General features: G+C 50.4%; 16 protein-coding genes. 12 read left to right on the forward strand and 4 right to left on the reverse strand.

Annotation, left to right across the window (positions count from 1 at the left end; all coding sequences use genetic code 11):
- Window positions 1–286 precede the first annotated feature (286 nt).
- From PDUR_RS05135 to galE, 9 genes are read left to right on the forward strand one after another with little or no spacing between them, the layout of a single operon-like run.
- Window positions 287–1,471, forward strand: a complete 1,185-nt coding sequence (locus tag PDUR_RS05135; RefSeq protein WP_042205368.1) for a nucleotidyltransferase domain-containing protein — start codon at window positions 287–289, stop codon at window positions 1,469–1,471.
- Complete coding sequence (locus PDUR_RS05140) at window positions 1,468–2,697, forward strand: glycosyltransferase (protein ID WP_042205369.1); 1,230 nt, start codon at window positions 1,468–1,470, stop codon at window positions 2,695–2,697. The genes PDUR_RS05135 and PDUR_RS05140 overlap by 4 nt, the downstream gene beginning before the upstream one ends.
- Window positions 2,687–3,718, forward strand: a complete 1,032-nt coding sequence (locus PDUR_RS05145; protein WP_156130313.1) for a glycosyltransferase family 2 protein — start codon at window positions 2,687–2,689, stop codon at window positions 3,716–3,718. Before PDUR_RS05140 ends, PDUR_RS05145 begins: the two co-directional genes overlap by 11 nt.
- 18 nt (window positions 3,719–3,736) lie before the next feature.
- A complete protein-coding gene (locus PDUR_RS05150) occupies window positions 3,737–4,894 on the forward strand; it encodes a polysaccharide pyruvyl transferase family protein (RefSeq protein ID WP_042205371.1) in 1,158 nt (385 codons plus the stop codon).
- An 8-nt stretch (window positions 4,895–4,902) separates the two neighbouring features.
- The gene (locus tag PDUR_RS05155; protein ID WP_042205372.1) at window positions 4,903–6,096 is read left to right on the forward strand and encodes a glycosyltransferase; all 1,194 of its coding nucleotides are present in this window, start codon (window positions 4,903–4,905) and stop codon (window positions 6,094–6,096) included.
- Window positions 6,097–6,109: 13 nt separating this feature from the next.
- Complete coding sequence (locus PDUR_RS05160) at window positions 6,110–7,303, forward strand: glycosyltransferase (protein ID WP_042205373.1); 1,194 nt, start codon at window positions 6,110–6,112, stop codon at window positions 7,301–7,303.
- A gap of 17 nt (window positions 7,304–7,320) precedes the next feature.
- The gene (locus tag PDUR_RS05165; protein WP_042209087.1) at window positions 7,321–8,496 is read left to right on the forward strand and encodes a glycoside hydrolase family 88 protein; all 1,176 of its coding nucleotides are present in this window, start codon (window positions 7,321–7,323) and stop codon (window positions 8,494–8,496) included.
- Between the two features lie 14 nt (window positions 8,497–8,510).
- On the forward strand, window positions 8,511–10,061 hold the full coding sequence (locus tag PDUR_RS05170; RefSeq protein WP_042205374.1) for a lipopolysaccharide biosynthesis protein: 1,551 nt from the start codon (window positions 8,511–8,513) through the stop codon (window positions 10,059–10,061).
- Window position 10,062: 1 nt separating this feature from the next.
- Window positions 10,063–11,100 carry a UDP-glucose 4-epimerase GalE gene (gene galE / locus PDUR_RS05175; RefSeq protein ID WP_042205375.1) on the forward strand — a complete coding sequence of 346 codons (1,038 nt, stop codon included), beginning with the start codon at window positions 10,063–10,065 and terminating at the stop codon, window positions 11,098–11,100.
- Between the two features lie 58 nt (window positions 11,101–11,158).
- Here the strand turns inward: galE and PDUR_RS05180 are convergent, their stop codons facing one another.
- The 3 genes from PDUR_RS05180 to PDUR_RS05190 are packed head-to-tail and all read right to left on the reverse strand — an operon-like array spanning window position 11,159 to window position 12,288.
- The gene (locus PDUR_RS05180; protein WP_042205376.1) at window positions 11,159–11,488 is read right to left on the reverse strand and encodes a helix-turn-helix domain-containing protein; all 330 of its coding nucleotides are present in this window, start codon (window positions 11,486–11,488) and stop codon (window positions 11,159–11,161) included.
- A 48-nt stretch (window positions 11,489–11,536) separates the two neighbouring features.
- Window positions 11,537–11,992, reverse strand: coding sequence for a lasso peptide biosynthesis B2 protein (locus PDUR_RS05185; RefSeq protein ID WP_042205377.1), 456 nt, complete (start codon window positions 11,990–11,992; stop codon window positions 11,537–11,539).
- The gene (locus tag PDUR_RS05190) at window positions 11,989–12,288 is read right to left on the reverse strand and encodes a lasso peptide biosynthesis PqqD family chaperone (RefSeq protein WP_052410066.1); all 300 of its coding nucleotides are present in this window, start codon (window positions 12,286–12,288) and stop codon (window positions 11,989–11,991) included. Before PDUR_RS05190 ends, PDUR_RS05185 begins: the two co-directional genes overlap by 4 nt.
- A 404-nt stretch (window positions 12,289–12,692) precedes the next feature.
- On the opposite strand from PDUR_RS05190, the gene htpG reads away from it, so the two are divergent.
- Window positions 12,693–14,573, forward strand: coding sequence for a molecular chaperone HtpG (htpG, locus tag PDUR_RS05195; protein WP_042205379.1), 1,881 nt, complete (start codon window positions 12,693–12,695; stop codon window positions 14,571–14,573).
- Here the strand turns inward: htpG and PDUR_RS28570 are convergent.
- On the reverse strand, window positions 14,563–14,919 hold the full coding sequence (locus PDUR_RS28570; protein WP_156130315.1) for a hypothetical protein: 357 nt from the start codon (window positions 14,917–14,919) through the stop codon (window positions 14,563–14,565). The two genes, htpG and PDUR_RS28570, sit on opposite strands and share 11 nt — an antisense overlap.
- 87 nt (window positions 14,920–15,006) lie before the next feature.
- Between PDUR_RS28570 and PDUR_RS05200 the strand changes: the two genes are divergently transcribed.
- Window positions 15,007–17,694 (forward strand): DEAD/DEAH box helicase, encoded by a 2,688-nt coding sequence (locus PDUR_RS05200; protein WP_218918441.1) that lies wholly within the window; start codon window positions 15,007–15,009, stop codon window positions 17,692–17,694.
- 21 nt (window positions 17,695–17,715) lie between these two features.
- Window positions 17,716–18,504, forward strand: coding sequence for an SWIM zinc finger family protein (locus PDUR_RS05205; RefSeq protein ID WP_218918442.1), 789 nt, complete (start codon window positions 17,716–17,718; stop codon window positions 18,502–18,504).
- Window positions 18,505–18,530: the final 26 nt, after the last annotated feature.

An 18,530-nucleotide genomic window follows, 5' to 3' on the forward strand; every position in this document is an offset into this window, starting at 1 on the left:
GCAAAATCCCCCTCTCTTTGTTTCAATATAGCATATCCCTATCGGTTCGGGCTCAATTTCTTGTTTTTGTGATCTGACAATTGACAACTTTCTGCCAAGAGTGTTACGCTTTATTTGTGTTCGTTAAATAGAACGAATTTGGTTTTCTTGTTCAAATATCAGAAAGTATAAGCTTCGCGCGTATCCTTAACCTGATATTTTTACGAGAAACGGATGCCTTCCTCTTCCAGAGGACGGCGAAGCCGTTTCTTCTTAGCTATGTTCCCGGGAGGTAAGGAGATATCCCATGAGAAATCCATTTGCTCTGAAGACGGAAGTCCTGTCAACCGAAATGCATCTTCTTCTGGCGCTTCTTGCCGCGGAGAATGGGGAGGATTTGCCTGTCCGCCGTCCGGAGCTGTTCCGCGGGATGGACTGGGAATCGTTTATCGAGCTGGCTATGCATCACCGAGTGTACCCTAATCTTTATCCCAAGCTGAAAAATTTGGGGAAGGACGTGGTGCCGTCCAGAGTAATCAGCTGTCTTTATAACTACTACAGCCGAAATACGTTTCAGATGCTTCATTTGAGCGGTGAAATGGAGTTTATTGGAGGAGAGCTGGAACGAAAGAATATCCGCGCGCTCTTTCTGAAAGGGCCGGTCATTGCCAAGGATCTCTACGGGGATATATCTCTGCGAACCTCCTGTGATCTCGATCTCCTGATCCCGCTTACCGAACTGGACGCGGCGGAGTCCTTGCTGGCCGGTCTGGGTTATGTTAAGGACGATTATATCCATACCGTCCTTAACGATTGGAAGTGGAGACATCATCATACGACCTTTACCCATCCGAACAAGGGGATCAAAGTGGAGCTCCACTGGAGGCTTAATCCCGCTCCTTCCGGAGAACCTGACTTTGAAGAGCTGTGGAGCCGCAGGCGGATTAGCGATCTGACCCGGCAGCCAATCTCCTATTTGGGGCAGGAGGACCTGTTCCTGTTTCTCGTCTCCCACGGGGCGAGGCACGGATGGTCAAGGCTGCGGTGGCTGCTGGATATTAAACAGCTATTGCTTCAACAGCCGGATGCCGGGCAATTGACCGCTCTGCTCCGCAAATATCATTACTACCATGTAGGCGGGCAGGCGTTGGCGCTGGCCGGCGGACTGCTGGACGCCGAAATTGCAGGTGGGCTTCGCAGCATGGAATGTGCCCCGAAGTCGCGGGCAATGGCGCAGCAGGCGATGTTCTACTTGGAACGGATGATCAATCTGCATTCCATCCCCGTTCCGGAGGATGTGGCTTCCTATCATAAGCGGCATCAATTTGCGCTGCTTGCGCCGATTCAGAAGTTCAAGTTCATCCTGAGCTTTCTGTTTCCCTATCCGGAGGATGCGGAAACGCTTCCGCTGCCGAAAAATTTGCATTTTCTATATTTCCCCCTGCGTCCCTTTTTATGGGCGTGGAGAAAAACGGTAGGTGTGCAGAAATGAAGAAGCTGCTGATCGCCTCATATGATATGGAAGTTGGCGGAGTGGAGCGCAGTCTGGCAGGCATGCTTAACCATTTTGACTACCGCTCCTATGCCGTCGACCTCATGCTGTATCGTCACACCGGAGAATTTATGGAACTGCTGCCGTCAGCGGCGAAGCTTCTTCCCGAGCAGCCGCCCTATGCGACGTTCCGCAAGTCTATATATGAAGTCTTCCGCAGCGGACATTTCATGATCGGGCTGGGCCGGCTCTTATCCAGACTGCATGCTTCAGCGGTGGGCAAGAGGAAAGGGCTTAAGGAATTAGGGTACCTCCAAATGCAGTTGATGTGGAAATACATCCTTCCTTTTCTTCCCCGTCTGGACCCGGAATATGATGCCGCCATCAGCTATTTGTGGCCGCATGATTTTGTCGCTGACAAAGTGTCGGCAAGAACGAAGATCGCCTGGATTCATACGGATTACTCCACGGTTGAAACAGATGTGAACATGGATTTGAAGATGTGGGACAAGTTCGACCGCATTGTGGCGGTATCTGAAGCCTGCAAGGAGTCTTTTTTAGCGAAATATGGGAGTCTTGAAAATAAGGTGATCGTCATCGAGAATATGACCTCGCCGGAATTTATCCGATCCATGGCTGTAAAAGAATCCGCCGGTGATATGGCGCGGGACCCGCGCTTCAAGCTTGTTACGGTGGCGAGACTGTCGCATGCCAAAGGAATCGACAACGCGGTCAGAGCGCTCAAGCTGCTAAAGGACCGGGGATATGACGACATCGCCTGGTATGTGGTTGGTTACGGCGGTGACGAGGAATTGATCCAGGGACTGATCGCAGAGTCCGGCCTTGAGGACCAATTTATTCTCCTGGGCAAGCAGATCAATCCTTATCCGTATATCCACTGCGGGGATCTGTACGTCCAGCCCTCGCGTTACGAGGGGAAGGCGGTCACGGTTACGGAAGCCAAGATTCTCGGAAAGCCGGTGCTGATTACCGATTACACGACATCCCGCAGTCAGGTGACGGACGGAGTTGACGGCAGGATCACAGCCTTGTCAGTAGAGGGAATCGCGGACGGCATAGAGGAGCTTTACCTCCAGTCTGGCGTGCGAGAGAAGCTGGCCGATCACTGCCGGAAAACCGATTACGGCAATAGCCTTGAACTGGAGAAGCTGTACCGCTGTATGGACGAGACGGATGCGAAGGAGGGTGTTCTCAGTGCGGTATAATGTCAGCGTTATTATTCCAGTATTTAACGCGGAGCCTTATCTTGCCGAGTGCATCCGGTCCCTTCAAGCCCAGACACTTACGGAGTGTGAGTTCATCTTTGTTAACGACGGCTCTGTGGATGGCAGCCGGGCGATCATCGAAGCCGCGATGAGGGATGATTTGCGTATCCGGCTAATTAACCAGGAGAACCAGGGGGTAAGCATGGCGCGAAACCGGGGTCTGGCGATCGCCACGGGGGAATATGTCGGCTTCGTTGACGCTGATGATTACATCGAAAGCGATATGTACAGCACGCTGTACGGTCTGGCGGCGCTTGAGGGCTGCGATGCCGTGGTCTCCAATCTGGAGAGCGAGATTGACGGGCGGCCGGTCGTGACCCGCTATCCTTTTGACCAAGGAAGGCTGCTGGACAGAGAATTTATCCAAACGGAAATCCTGCCCCATTTTTTGAAATGCGATGATCTCAATACGTCTGTCAACAAAATATACAAGCGGAGCGTCATTTTCGGGCATTCTATCAAGTTTCCGGAAAAGGTGGCCTTGGGCGAGGATGCGCTGTTCAATATTCACTTTTTTGCCCGGGCAGCTTCTATGAGATATATCGATTACACGGGTTATCACTATAGAGAGGTGCAGGGGAGTGCCACCAGAAATATTCTGGAAAAAGATTACTTCGGCCAGGCCCTCCGGATTTATCATACGGAACCGCCGGGAATATACAGAGAGATCCTGTCCGAGCCTCTCATTAAGCGTTTGAAAGCCATCCGCTTTATCAAGACGGCCATGGCCTGCATTTACATTTATTTGAAGCCTTCCAAGACGGTTAAATTCAGTCAAAGGTATCGCTACATAAGCCAATTAATCAACAACCCTCACGTAAGGGAGGCGCTGCCCTTGTACTGCGAAGCGGAATTTGGACAGCTGGGCAGGTTCGAGAAGGCGACCATAATGATGATCCGCACCAGATTGACACTGGGCCTCGTAGGCATAGCCGCTTACAGCAGGCTGAGAAACGCCTAATATGGGGAGTGATGAGTCATGAAAATTATGATGTTTGCGCATGGCGGCAGCTTAAATCGGGGATGCGAGGCGATTGTCCGCTCCTCCACGCAAATGATCAAGGAGAACATCAGCGGAGCAAGGGTATTCCTGGCATCCGAGCAGCCGGATACCGACCGGGCCATTCCGAGCCTGGACGGAATTTACGACGGGTCCAAGTCGGAGATCGCCAAGCCTTCGCTGAACTGGATTATGTCTGCGGTCCGGTTCAAGCTCCTTAAGGATGAGTCCTATGCCACCGGGATCATTGAACAGAACACGATCAGCCGGATCAAGGACGTCGATGTGTGCTTGTCCATCGGGGGAGATAATTACTGCTACGGCGAGCAGCCGGGCTGGTATGAGATCGACCGCAGAGTCAAGCGGCAGGGCAAGAAGCTGGTGCTGTGGGGCTGCTCAATTGGAGAGGAAGATATGACGGACAGGAAGCTTGAGGATCTAAAGCTGTTCGATCTGATTCTGGCCCGCGAAAGCCTGACGTACAATATGCTGCGGGAACAGGGCCTCCGAAATGTAGAGCTGTGCGCCGATCCGGCCTTTACGATGGAGAAGGAGGAGCTTCCGCTTCCTGACGGCTGGCAGCCCGGGAATACGATAGGCGTTAACTTTAGCCCGCTCGTCAGCAGCCGCAACAAGCAGGCGGGCTCGGCGGTGCGCGAGCTGCTGTCGCATATTCTGAAGACGACGGACATGACGATTGCGCTGACCCCGCATGTGATGGTGGACGGCAACAACGACTATGAGCTATTACGGTTATTCCATGAGGAATTTAAAGACACCGGCAGAGTCATCCTGCTTCCCGATCATCTCACGGCGGTTCAATATAAAGGTTATATTGCACGGATGAGATTCTTCATCGGGGCCCGAACCCATGCAACCATTGCGGCATATTCCAATTTTGTTCCGACCATGGTGCTTGGGTACAGCGTCAAGTCCAAGGGGATTGCGAAAGATCTGTTCGGCGAGGAGAAGCTGGTGCTCGGTATTAAGGAGATTTCCAGCGGCGGCAATTTGATTGCTAAATTTAGTGAAATGCTGGTAGAAGAAGAAGAGATCAAGGCGGCGCTAAGGCAATCCGTGCCCCGAATTCAGCAAATGTCCTATAAAGCGGTCGACTACTTGAAAGAGCTCGCCTAGAGGTGAACATGAGAAAAAAACTCCTATTTGTTATACCGAGTCTGACTTCCGGCGGCGGCGAACGGAGTTTGATCAATTTGCTGAGCCAAATCGACTATAACGCGTATGAGGTTGACCTTTTCTTGTTGAATCACGAAGGACTGTTTATGGAGTTTATACCGCCGGAAGTGAATGTGCTGCCCGTCCCTAAGCAATACAGCCGCTTTGTCCTGCCCCTTCCCAAGGCTGTGCTGAAGCTGCTGTTGGCGGGGCATTTTACACTGGTGTATCACCGCCTCATGTTCAGCCTGAAAAGCCGGGGCGCTGGCAATGACTCCGTGAAAGAGCAGTACAGCTGGAAGCACCTGGCGCGCTTTTTCCAGATTCTCCCCCAGCAGTATGATACGGCGATCGGTTTCCTTGAGAAGACTTCGATCTATTTCTGTGTCGAGAAGGCCGTGGCCAAGAGCAAAATCGGCTGGATTCATATTGACTACGATAAGCTCGGGATGGACCCCGCCTTTGACGCACGCTATTTCGAGCAGCTGCAGCATTTGGTTACGGTATCGGAAGAATGCGCCAACATATTGGTCAAAAGATTCCCTGAGCAGGACCACAAGGTCAATGTGATTCATAATATTGTGTCCCCGGTGCTGATCAAACAGCTTGCCATGCAGAATCCGCCCGATGATTTCAGCGGCAATGAGGATGGGATTAACATTCTATCCATCGGCCGGCTGCACCCGCAAAAAGCCTTCGAGCTGGCCATAGAAGCCTGCAAAGAGCTGGTTGATAAAGGCTACAACGTCCGTTGGAGCATCATTGGCGATGGTGAGGAACGGCAAAAGCTGACCGCTATGATCCGCCATTACGGGCTTCAGGATCATTTCAGGCTGCTGGGGCTCCGCTCCAATCCGTATCCTTATATCCAGAGGGCCGATCTGTACGCCCAAACCTCCCGGTTCGAGGGCAAATCCATCGCAATCGATGAGGCGAAAATATTAAAGAAACCGATCGTGGTCACCAACTTCAGCACCGCCAGAGATCAAATCCGCCACGGCTTCGACGGGCTGATCGTGGACATGAATCCGTCCGCCATCGCGGCGGGAATCGAGCAGCTCATCGCGGACCGGGGCCTGCGAGCCCGGTTGTCGGATAATCTGGGGCAGCTTGAGCTTGGGACCGAGGATGAAATTTATAAGTTCTACAATTTACTCGCATAGAAGGGTGAGTGCTATGAGCGGGAAAAAGAAGCTGCTGTTCGTCATGAATAGTCTCGTCTGCGGAGGCGCGGAGAAGTCGCTCATTTCATTGCTCCAATCCATCGATTATTCCCGCTGCGATGTGGATCTGCTGCTGTTCAAGCACGAGGGCCTCTTTATGAATAAGATCCCGGATCAAGTCCGCCTTCTGGATGCTCCTCCCAGGTACAAATATTTTGATATGTCCATCAAAAAGGCGCTGAAGAACTGCCTCGCCGAAGGCAAGCCGGGTCTGGCTATAGCGCGGGTCAGAGCGGGATTTCTGTTCAAAAAGGAGAGCCATCCGGCCAGACGGGAGCAGCTGCTGTGGAAATACAGCTCAAAGTCGCTTCCGCAGCTATCCGTGGAATACGATGCCGCCATCGGATATATGGAGAATTCGCCTATTCGCTATGTGGTGGATAAAGTGGTGAAGGCTCGTAAGAAGATCGGGTTCATTCATAATGACTACGATAAGCTCGGCATGAACCCGGAGCTGGATGACAAGTATTTCAGCCAATTGGACTGCATTGCAACCGTATCCGAAGAATGCGTGCAAATTCTGAAAGACCGGTTTCCCGCCTATAAGGAGAAAATCGCGCTGATGCATAATATCGTGTCTCCCTCCGCCATTACCGAGATGTCTTCCGATGAGAGCCCGATTCAGAAGCGGGAACAAACAACAATTGTCTCTGTCGGCAGGCTGAACTATCAAAAAGGCTTCAGCATGGCCGTAGAGGCCTGCGAGCTGCTTGTCCGGGAACGGTATGATATCCGTTGGTACATCGTTGGCGAGGGGGAGGAAAGAGGGAGCCTGGAGCGTCTGATCCGGGAGAAGGGGCTGCAGGATATTCTAATCCTTACGGGGCTTCGGGAGAATCCGTATCCTTACATCAAGCAGTGCGACATCTATGTGCAGACCTCCTTGTTCGAGGGCCGCTGCCTGACGATAACGGAAGCCAAGATCCTGCACAAGCCGATTGTCTCGACTGATTTTGAAGTCATCTATGATCAATTGACGGATGGACATAATGGACTCATCGTGGGCAGGGACGCCCATTCCATATACTCCGGCGTCAAGAAGCTGATCGATAATGAAGGATTGAGGGAGCGGTTCATCGGCAATCTGGAGCATGAAGAGCTGGGAACAGAGGACGAAGTCCATAAATTGTACCAGTGGATAAGCTAGTTTAAGGGGTGGGAGCTATATTTGGTCTAACGTTTGGCCTCATAGTCATCGCAATCGTACTGATCATAGCGCTTATTGATGCAGCGCCTGTCTTTAGAGACTGGTTCGGAAGGATACACATCGGCAGATTTAGCGACCAGCGCGTCTGGGGGACAGCCGTTACGGAAACCGGTGTGAAATGGCTGACAAGAACGCCCAAAATTAAGCTTACCGACAATACCCGGTTAATCGTGCTGGATATGCTGAGAGGCAACTATACGAGACCGGCCATTCAGCATTGGCAGGAGGCTTCCCTGCTGCTCGGCTTTCACAGCTATTTAAGCAACAACACCGATCCGAAGGCGGAAGCGGCGGTAAACGCCCTGATCTTCTCCAAATTTAGCAGCGCCGGTCAATGGAATCACCCGCCGCAGCAGGTGGATGGCGCTATCCTGGCTTATGGGGTAATGAAGCATTCCGCAGGGCTGCCAGAGGTATATCAAGCTGCAATGGATCAAATGTGGGAGCTGATCCGGGATCATATCGGCGAAGATGGAACGGTGCAGTACCGCAAATCGATGAAAGATTATCGTTACGTGGATACGATCGGCTTTATTTGCCCCTTCCTGGTGGTGTACGGATTGCGATACGGAAAGCCGGAATGTATCGAGCTGGCCGTGAGACAAATTCTGGAGTATGAGCGGTTTGGAATGCTGCAGGGAACGTCAATTCCGTGCCATGCGTACAGCACCGGGACGAAGTATCCGCTTGGCCTGTACGGCTGGGGAAGAGGGCTTGGATGGTACGCGATCGGCCTTATTGACGCTTGGCGGGAGCTTCCGGAAAGCCATAAATATAAGAAGCCGCTGGAGGAAGCCGTCGTAAGGTTTGCCCGCACCGCTCTTGCGGTACAGGGGGAGCAGGGACAGTGGAACTGGACGGTAACGAGACCGGAATCGAGAGCCGATTCCTCGGCGACCGCGATGCTGGCCTGGTTTATGCTGAACGCGGCACAGATCGAAGAAATATCACGGGAATGTGCGGCCGCCGCGGATTCAGCGATTCTCTATTTAATGAAGGCAACGAGAAGGAACGGCGCCGTTGATTTTTCTCAGGGGGATACGAAGGACATCGGCGTTTACTCCGTCCTGTTCAATATTCTGCCGTTCACGCAGGGTTTTTGCATCCGATTGGCCAACTCGAAGGATCAATAGGCAGGGGATATTTCATGAGAGTAAAGAACTCCATCATTAATATAACGGCTGGCATCGGCAATCAATTGGTGATCACCCTGCTGAGCTTTGTCTCCAGAACCGTCTTCATTAACCGGCTCGGCATCGAGTATTTGGGCGTAAACGGCTTGTTCACGAACATTCTCTCGATGCTGACGCTCGCCGAGGCTGGCATCGGGACGAGTATTATGTACAGCCTGTACAAGCCGGTGGCGGAGAATGATTATGAGAAGATCGGCCGGTTAATGCGGCTGTACCGCAGAGCCTATCTTGTCATCGCGCTTGTAGTGACATTGCTCGGACTGTCTGTGATGCCTTTTCTGAACGTAATCGTCAAGGATCATAGCGTGGAGCATTTGCATTTGATCTACCTGATCTTTCTGCTCAATACGGTAACGCCCTATCTTTTCTCCTATAAAAATTCATTCCTGAGCGTCAATCAGAAGAACTACATCGTAACTGTGGCCTTCTCGGCGACTTCCATTATCTCCACCTCTCTAAAGATCGGCATCCTGTATTATACGTCGAACTATATCCTTTTTCTTATTGTGGACAGCGTGCTTACGATAACGACCTCCATCCTGTTAACGGTCGTCGCGAACCGGAAATATCCTTATTTGAAGCAAAAAGTGATAGGCAGGCTCGATGCCGGAACCCGAAACGGAATAGTCAAAAATGTAAAGGCAATTATTGTCCAGAATATCGGCAGCTATCTAGTGCTCGAAACGGAAAGCATACTCATCTCCACCTTTGTCAGCCTCAAGGCCGTCGGCTTGTATTCTAACTATAAAATGCTGATCGATATCGCCAGAACGTTCATCAATCAGGTGTTCATTAATCTGTATCACAGCGTCGGCAATCTTGTGTCGAGCGAAAGTACGGAGAAAGTGTACAGTGTATATAAAGTCATGCTGCTGCTCAGCTTTTGGCTGTACTCCATGCTAGCGATACTGCTATACGTCGTGCTCGCGCCGTTCATCACGCTGTGGATCGGAGAGAAGTTTCTGATGAGCAGCGGAGTTCTTGCCATTCTGCTGCTTCTGTTCTTCGAGCGCGGAATGCGCAATCCGATCACGACCGTGAAGACGACTGCCGGTATTTTTCAAGCAGACCGGTTTGTTCCGCTGGCTCAGGCGGCGATCGGCTTAGGTATTTCCATTCTGTTAGTGCGGCAGATCGGGATTGCGGGAGTCTTCATCGGCTCAATGATCGGCGCCTTAGCCATGCCTTTTTGGACAACACCCTATTTAGTGTATAAAAAGGTATTCCATCGACCCATATCGGAGCACTACCGACTTTATGCATACTTCACTATAATAGGGGTAGGCGCTTTTTTGGCGGCATATTCAGCGAGCGGTTTAGTCCATGCGAACAGCTTTCCGCTTCTCATTATTAAGGGCGTGATCGCGTTCATCATTGTCAATCTCATCTATGTACTGCTCTTTCACCGCAGAGACGAATTCGCCTACCTGCAAGGAATCGCCAAGACACTGCTTGGAAAGGTAACTGTAAGGTTCGGCCCATTAAAAAAGACGGAGGTTGATTAGGATGGCTATTCTCATCACCGGGGGCGCCGGTTACATTGGCAGCCATACCGCGGTGGAACTGCTGGAAGCGGGATATGAAGTTGTTATTGTCGATAATTTTGCCAACAGCCATCCCGAGGCGATCAAGCGGATCGGCGAAATTACGGGCAAGCCCTTCGCCTTCTATGAACTGGATCTGCTCGACAGGGAGGCGCTGGACGATGTGTTCGCAAGACATGCTGTTGAAGCCGCCATTCATTTTGCGGGGCTTAAGGCTGTGGGCGAGTCGGTGGAAATTCCGCTGAAATATTACCACACCAACATTATGAGCACCTTGAGCTTATGCGAGACTATGCAGAAGCATGGGGTGTTCCGCATCGTGTTTAGCTCTTCGGCGACCGTATACGGCGCTCCGGAGTCCGTGCCGATTACGGAAGATTTTCCAATTGGCGCCACCAATCCGTACGGACGAACCAAGGAAATGATCGAACATATTTTACGTGATATCGCCGTATCTGATTCCCGCTGGGGCATTTCCATCCTGCGCTACTTTAACCCGATTGGGGCGCATAAGAGCGGGCGGATCGGCGAAGACCCGAACGGCATTCCGAACAATCTGCTGCCCTATATCTCCCAGGTAGCTGTCGGCAAGCTGGCCAAGCTCAGCGTGTTCGGAGATGACTATCCGACGGTCGACGGAACAGGCGTAAGAGATTATATTCATGTGGTGGATCTGGCGCAGGGCCATCTGAAGGCGCTGGAGCGGATAATTAGCCGTACAGGCGTGGACGTGTACAATCTCGGGACGGGCCGGGGGCTGAGTGTGCTGGAGATCGTGAAGGCATTCGAGAAGGTGTCGGGTCAAGCGATTCCTTACCAGATAGCGGAACGAAGAGCGGGCGATATCGCCGTTTGCTACGCAGATACGTTCAAGGCGAATGAAGAACTGGGCTGGCAGGCTGCCCGGGGAATCGAAGAGATGTGCGAGGATACGTGGCGTTGGCAGTCCGCTAATCCCAGAGGCTATGCAAAGAGTGAAGAACTGGAACCATTGAAGTGATCGATAGAGCCGTCTCGGAGGCAAAATTGCTGAAGAGATGGCTTTTTATTGCAGCAGACTAGCGCCGTTCCAGCTTCCACTTGCTGTATTCCAGGAAATCGCGAAACTCTCTCTTGCTGATACCGGAATTCATCGCTTCCTTGATGAGCTCGCTCCATTCCATATCGGCCGGTTCGGCGGTCTCCTTCTGTTTATCCGACTGCAGGAATTCTTCTACGGTTATGCCCAGCACCAAGCCTACTTTCTCCAGGAACTGAATGGAGGGATTCCGCTGAATCCCGCGCTCTATTGAACTCAAATAAGACTTGGCTACTCCCGCTCTTTCGGATAATTCAGTAAGTGAGTAATTTTTATTCTTGCGAAGCTGTTGTATCTTTTTGCCGATCATGGCGGACCTCCATTACTTGAAACTGATACATAACATATCGATTTCGATTTATCTATTCGACGTTTTGGCAAACTTATCGACAACAGTAAATTGATGCATCTCTTCCGCGCCGGAAATATAATATGGGCCACTGCGAAGCCAGGCATGAGCGATCAGATTGCCGCTATGGTCCTTGGTCGTTCCCAAATAAAGGGTGCTGCTAATGCCCCTTCTCTCCAGCATTTTCATACCGGCTATGGCTCTTACCAGACATTTGCTGTCCCACGGCGTGTATTTGCTGATTGTATTAATGGAGATGGCAATATGTCTCATGGAGGGAGTATGGCTTGCATCGAAGTTCTGATCCGTCTCCTGTCCTCTTTCACCAAGCGAAGGCGCTATTTTGGAGAACTTGTAGAAGAGGAGCGTGCGGGCCCAGCCTAGCAATAAAAAGGCTTCCAAATAGAACAAAAAAGTGGTCTTGTCCAGGGTGAGCAACAGCCGAAGCTTGCTTGCCATCTTCATCCGGCATCAGCCACTCGAATTAAATCTTCTTTAAGCAGGCTCTGTAAAAAAGGAATGACGTCCTGCTCGCAAATGTCAGCATCGATTTCATAGATTTGCTGAAGGGATTCGATGATCTCCTTCACGGACCTTGGAGTACTGATGATGCTCCAAATATCTCCACCAACCTGTCCCAAATTGAAGTACTTTCCCTGCTGTATGCTGAGCATGACCTTCTCGCCGTCCATATCGCTGACAATATTGCCTTCACATTGAACAAGAACGGTGTCTATGGATAAAATCTCTGCTTTTTTCACCAATAACCATCTCCTTAGCCGGAAATCTCAGATGTTTCGTCTCGCGATAACCAGGATGATAAATCATTCAGATAGAGGGATTACTTATGTTCTTTCTAAAGAACGAGACTAAAGAAATGTAAAAATATAACCGTAGAGCAAAGAATTTCAATAGAGAATATATGTTCTTTATAGAGAACGAAGATTATAAATATAAGGTATCATTCTACCAAATTATTGTCAACTATCCCCGGGAGTAATTTTGTATTCATCTGCAGCATATTGACCTTATTGTATAGATATGGTATATAAAAATAGGGATTAGCACTCGAATGATTCGAGTGCTAATCTGTGCGAAAGAGAGTGTGGACAGGCTTTTTCGCAAGACGATCCCGGTAATCGTTTATAAGGAAGGGGAATATTCCATGATCAAGAAACAGTTTCAGGCCGAATCGAAAAGATTGCTGGAAATGATGATCAACTCGATCTATACGCAGCGTGAGATTTTTCTCCGTGAGCTCATTTCCAATGCCAGTGATGCCACCGACAAAATTTATTACAAGGCGCTGACCGATGAGTCGCTCACGTTCAACAAAGAGGATTACTTCATTAAAATAACCGCAGACAAAGCGAACCGTACGCTGACGATCTCCGACACGGGAATCGGTATGACCCAGGAAGACCTGGAGAACAATCTCGGGGTCATTGCCAAGAGCGGCTCGCTCGCCTTCAAGAAGGAGAACGAAGCGAAGGACGGCCATAACATTATCGGGCAGTTCGGGGTCGGATTCTACTCCTCTTTCATGGTCGCTGACACCGTTACGGTAATCAGCCGCCCGCTCGGCAGCGATACGGCTTTCAAGTGGGAGTCGGAAGGCGCGGACGGCTATACGATTGAGCCCGCCGGGAAGGATTCGGTCGGCACCGAGATCATTTTGAAGATCAAAGAGAACACCGAAGAAGACAATTACGATGAGTACCTGGAAGAGTACCGCCTGAAGTCGATTATTAAGAAGTACTCCGATTTTATCCGTTACCCGATCAAGATGGACATTACCAGCAGCAAATTGAAGGAAGGCAGCGAGAACGAATACGAGGAAACGACCGAAGAGCAGACCGTCAACAGCATGGTCCCGATCTGGCGCAAGAATAAAAGCGAGCTGAAAGACGAGGATTACGAGAACTTCTATCAGGAGAAGCGTTACGGCTTCGATAAGCCGCTGAAGCATATCCATATCAGCGCCGACGGCGCGGTTGTGTACAATGCGATCCTGTTCATTCCGGAGAATACGCCTTTTGACTACTACACCAAGGAGTATGAAAAAGGTCTGGAGCTGTATTCGAACGGCGTCCTTATCATGAACAAATGCGGCGACCTGCTGCCCGATTACTTCAGCTTCGTCAAAGGGATGGTCGATTCCGAGGACCTGTCGCTCAACATCTCCCGCGAGCTGCTTCAGCATGACCGCCAGCTCAGCCTGATCGCGAAGAACATCAAGAACAAGATTAAGAGCGCGCTGCAAAGCCTGCTCAAGGACGAGAGAGAGAAGTACGAGAAGTTCTACAGCGCCTTTGGCAGACAGATCAAATTCGGCGTATACAACGATTACGGCATGAACAAGGATACGCTTCAGGACCTCCTGCTGTTCCACTCCTCCAAGGAGAAGAAGCTGGTCAGCCTGGACGAATATGTATCAAGAATGCCTGAGGATCAAAAATACATCTACTACGCCTCCGGTGAGTCCATCGAACGGATTGAGAAGCTGCCCCAGACGGAATTGGTGGCCGATAAAGGCTACGAAATTCTGTACTTCACCGACGATATCGACGAGTTCGCCATCAAGATGCTGATAAGCTACAAGGACAAGGAATTCAAATCCGTCTCCAGCGGCGATCTTGGCATCGATACGGAGGAGCAGGATAAAGCCGCAGAGAACGCGGATACCGAGAACAAGGACCTGTTCGAAGCAATGAAGGACGTGCTAGGCGGCAAGGTCAAGAGTGTCAAAGCTTCCAAGCGGCTGAAATCCCACCCGGTATGTCTGTCGTCAGAAGGCGATTTGACCATCGAGATGGAAAAAACGCTCCGGGCGATGCCGAACGGCGCCGATGTTCAGGCCGACAAAGTGCTGGAAATCAACGTCAACCATGACGTCTTCAACTCCCTCAAAAATGCCCAAGAGAAGGACAAGGAGAAGCTTACCCTTTATACGAACCTGCTGTACAACCAGGCGCTGCTCATCGAGGGGCTGCCGGTCGGCGATCCGGTAGAGTTCACGAACGATATTTGTAAGATTATGGTGTAAGGCGGATAATAAGTCTGCAATTCAAAATAACCCGTATTCGGCTTGAAACGCCGGAGCGGGTTGTTTTTTTACATAGCCTATCACCCTTAAGGTAAGGTGGGCGGCAGCGGCGGAAAGTTGCGAAGAATGACTGCATGTGTACATCTTTTTTCTCGTAAGAGCCTCTTCCAAACCCAATGCCTGCAAAGGTGCATGCATTTCGCAGCCATTCTCCCCGTCTCAGCGTGCAAGCATCTAATGGCTGCACTATTGCAGCCATTTCTTCTTCCCAAACGATATCCACCGGGAAAACCTGCAGGTTTGCAGGAAAACGCAGGTTCCACGTGAACAGTCGATTCGCTGCCACCTTTTATCCCCCGCTGCACAACGATGGACGGTGTGACTTGTTGCCTCATGTTATAATAGATTCATAATAAGATGGAGTGGATGCAAGTTGACGGATCTGAATTATATTGGTGAATGCCAAAATAAACAGCTCATTGCGATTATTCGTCCCGATGGGTTGTTTGAGATTGATTGGCAGACTGTTAATCAGAAGCTGGACAGCAATGCTCTTGCTGTGCAGGATGAGATATATAAGCAATATCACCGGCATATCGAACAGTTTTGGTTCTGGCTGGGACTAATGAAAGACTCGGAATCGCTATCGGAATCGCTCAGCTACCTCATACGGATCGCGGCTTCCTTTGTGAGAAAGCTTACGCGCAATCCGGATATTGAAGTACTGCGGGAGAAGACCAGGGCTGAGCTTGAAGATGGAGAAGTAGAAGAGCTGCTATACAAGGCGCCTTATCTGACGGGCTCGCAATATTTGGATCAAAGCTGGATGGAACAGGCTTGGAAAATGCTGCATCGGGCTTTTGCCCAAAGTGTACAAAATCACGAGGGCCGTATTGCCCAGCTATTCATGGCCGGCAACTCGCCGATTCATCTTGCAGGGAGAGTATATTTCCATCTGGTAGAGAACAAGAAGGAGGAAGAATACCCTTTCTCTTTTCTGGCGACTTATGCGGCTGAGCCTTCGACAAAAGGCAAGTCCAGGCATCTTCCGTTAAAAAACGCACTCATCGAGTACGGCGAAAATAGCAGGAAGCTGCTTGACTTGCTTTCTACGGTTAATAAAGCATCCGGGAAAAGTGCATTCATAGCCGAGCTGGTAGAGTCGGGGGATATTTTTTATCCCATCGGCCTGACTGCGACCGAGGCGTACACGTTTCTCAGGGAAGTATTGCTGTATGAGGAAGCCGGCATTTTGTGCCGCATCCCCAAGTGGTGGAAAAATAAGTCGGAAGCGCTTAAATTGACGGTCAGCGTAGGCGACAAACAGCCATCCTATATGAATACGGATGCTTTATTAGGTTTCGATGCCGAGCTCTGGCTTGGCGGAGAAGCGATTTCTGCCGATGAGCTGAAGCAGCTTTTGGCAGAAGAGGAGGGGCTCGCCTTCATCAAAGGAAAGTGGGTGGAGGTTAACCATAAACGACTGCAGGAAGCGCTCAAAGCCTATGAGCAGGCACAGCAATGGATGGACGAATCGGATCTCAGCCTGATTGATGCGATGCGGCTTCAATTAAGCGCCAATAAAATGCTCGGCATCTCGGAGGAGTCGGTCGAGCTTGAAGTAACAAATGGACAATGGCTTGATTCGGTAATGTACCGTCTGACGCATCCCGAAGAGATCGAAGCGCTTGCGTCCGCAGGAGATGACTTCCATGCCAGCTTGCGCGCCTATCAGGAGCGGGGCCTTGACTGGCTCTACTTGATGAAAACGCTAGGTCTGGGTGCATGCCTGGCAGACGATATGGGGCTTGGCAAGACCGTACAGGTTATTGCGCTGCTGAATGTTTTGCGGACCCGGAAACAGGAGAAAGCCTTGCTGGTTGTGCCCGCATCGTTAATCGAAAACTGGATGAGCGAGATTGGTAAATTTGCTCCCTCGCTGAAATATTATGTCTGCCATCCTTCCGAGAACAAGGAGATAGCCGGGCATGACGGAAGCCTGGAGGCGTATGAACTGTTTATTACGACTTACGGCATGCTTTCCAAATATGAATGGCTCACGGAACGGGAATGGGATACGCTAATCCTGGATGAGGCGCAGGCGATCAAAAATCCAGGTGCGAAGCAGACGAGGCGGGTGAAGCAAATCAAGGCTTCCTATAAGATTGCGATGACGGGTACACCGATTGAGAACCGGTTGTCTGATTTATGGTCTTTATTTGATTTTTTGAACAAGGGCCTGCTTGGAACAGCCAAGGAGTTCACTCAATTTACGAAGAGCATGCGCGACTATGCTGATGGGTATACAAGATTAAAGCAGGTAGTAAGCCCGTTCATTCTCAGAAGGCTGAAGACAGACAAAACGATTATTACCGACTTGCCGGACAAAATCGAGATGAAGACCTATGCTGCGCTAACTAAAAAACAGATTGTGCTGTACAATAAACTGATACAGGAACTGAAGAGCAAGATCGAGTCGGCAGAGGAAGGAATTGAGCGCAAGGGAATTCTGCTCGCAGCGATGATGAAGTTCAAGCAAATATGCAATCATCCGGATCAGTATCTGGGCCAGCAGGTTTACGCGGAGGAAGAAAGCGGGAAGTATGTACGGCTGCGGGAAATTTGCGAGACCATATATGAGAAACGCGAGCAGGTTATTATTTTTACACAGTTTAAGGAAATAACAGAATCGCTGCGTGCCTTTCTCGAACAGATTTTTCAGCATAAAGGGCTTGTACTGCATGGAGAAACGGCAGTTAGCAAGCGCAAGGAACTTGTAGACCGGTTTCAGGGGAAGGAATATGTACCGTTCATGGTGCTTTCCATTAAGGCGGGCGGTGTTGGACTGAATCTGACCTCAGCCAATCATGTCATTCATTTCGATAGATGGTGGAATCCAGCTGTGGAGAATCAGGCGACAGACCGGGCATTTCGAATCGGGCAGCAGAAAAATGTCATTGTGCACAAGTTCATCACGCAGGGTACGATTGAAGAGAAAATTGATCAAATGATTGAAGACAAAATGAAGCTTTCCAGCGAAATTGTTCCGGATATGCAGGAGAGCTGGATAACCGAAATGGATAACGAGCAGATAATGGATTTAATGAGGCTGTCTATATAAATTTTGAGAGGGGGAATGGACGTGGCGTTTTATGATGAATATCCGAAATATGTTCCTGTTGGGGAGAAGAAGAAAAAAGCAGAGAAAGCTGTTGAGAGGCTGAAAAAGAAAAATCCGGGCATTGCGCCAGTTATGATTACAAGGAGAACGATCGCGAGAACCTGGTGGGGAAAGTCATGGAACAATAATCTGGAGAGTTATTCCGATTATTCGAACCGGATTGAGCGAGGGCGCAGTTATGTTCGGCACGGCGCGGTGCTTGATCTGCAGATAACGCCGGGCAAGATCTCCGCGCTTGTTCAGGGGAGTGCTTCAAAGCCGTATAAGGCCGAGATTACGATAACCCCTCTTTCCAAAGCAACATGGGAGGCAGTTGTGCAGGAATGCGCCGGGAAAATTGATTCGCTGCAGGAACTGGTTACAGGTAAATTTCCAAAGGGGCTTTCCGAGCTTTTTACAGCTAAGGGTAAAGGGCTGTTTCCTGCTCCGAAGGAGATTGTTTTTTCGTGCAGTTGCCCGGATTCGGCCAGAATGTGCAAGCATGTGGCAGCGGTGCTTTACGGCGTCGGGGCTCGGCTCGATGAAGATTCCGCTTTGTTTTTTGTACTGCGGAGCGTCAATGTAGACGATCTTATCTCCGTGTCACTAACGCAAAAGTCGCAAGCCATGCTTGAAAAGTCATCCAGGGGAAGAGGCCGCCGCATGATGGCCGATTCCGATATTTCCAATGTGTTCGGCATTGAGGTGGATATGGGAGAAACGGGGGAAAGTAAGGGGGGCAGTGAGAAGAAGACCAGGCGGAAACAGTAGCCAAGCTATGCAGAGAGGGGCAGGGG

Source organism: Paenibacillus durus, from assembly GCF_000756615.1.
Classification (GTDB): Bacteria; Bacillota; Bacilli; order Paenibacillales; family Paenibacillaceae; genus Paenibacillus_AQ; species Paenibacillus_AQ durus.

Bases quoted from the DNA above. Each gene is read 5' to 3' on its own strand.
- PDUR_RS05135 (WP_042205368.1), top strand. From the start codon at position 287: ATGAGAAATCCATTTGCTCTGAAGACGGAAGTCCTGTCAACCGAAATG.
- PDUR_RS05140 (WP_042205369.1), top strand. From the start codon at position 1,468: ATGAAGAAGCTGCTGATCGCCTCATATGATATGGAAGTTGGCGGAGTG.
- PDUR_RS05150 (WP_042205371.1), top strand. From the start codon at position 3,737: ATGAAAATTATGATGTTTGCGCATGGCGGCAGCTTAAATCGGGGATGC.
- PDUR_RS05155 (WP_042205372.1), top strand. From the start codon at position 4,903: ATGAGAAAAAAACTCCTATTTGTTATACCGAGTCTGACTTCCGGCGGC.
- PDUR_RS05160 (WP_042205373.1), top strand. From the start codon at position 6,110: ATGAGCGGGAAAAAGAAGCTGCTGTTCGTCATGAATAGTCTCGTCTGC.
- PDUR_RS05170 (WP_042205374.1), top strand. From the start codon at position 8,511: ATGAGAGTAAAGAACTCCATCATTAATATAACGGCTGGCATCGGCAAT.
- galE (WP_042205375.1), top strand. From the start codon at position 10,063: ATGGCTATTCTCATCACCGGGGGCGCCGGTTACATTGGCAGCCATACC.
- PDUR_RS05180 (WP_042205376.1), bottom strand. From the start codon at position 11,488: ATGATCGGCAAAAAGATACAACAGCTTCGCAAGAATAAAAATTACTCA.
- PDUR_RS05185 (WP_042205377.1), bottom strand. From the start codon at position 11,992: ATGAAGATGGCAAGCAAGCTTCGGCTGTTGCTCACCCTGGACAAGACC.
- htpG (WP_042205379.1), top strand. From the start codon at position 12,693: ATGATCAAGAAACAGTTTCAGGCCGAATCGAAAAGATTGCTGGAAATG.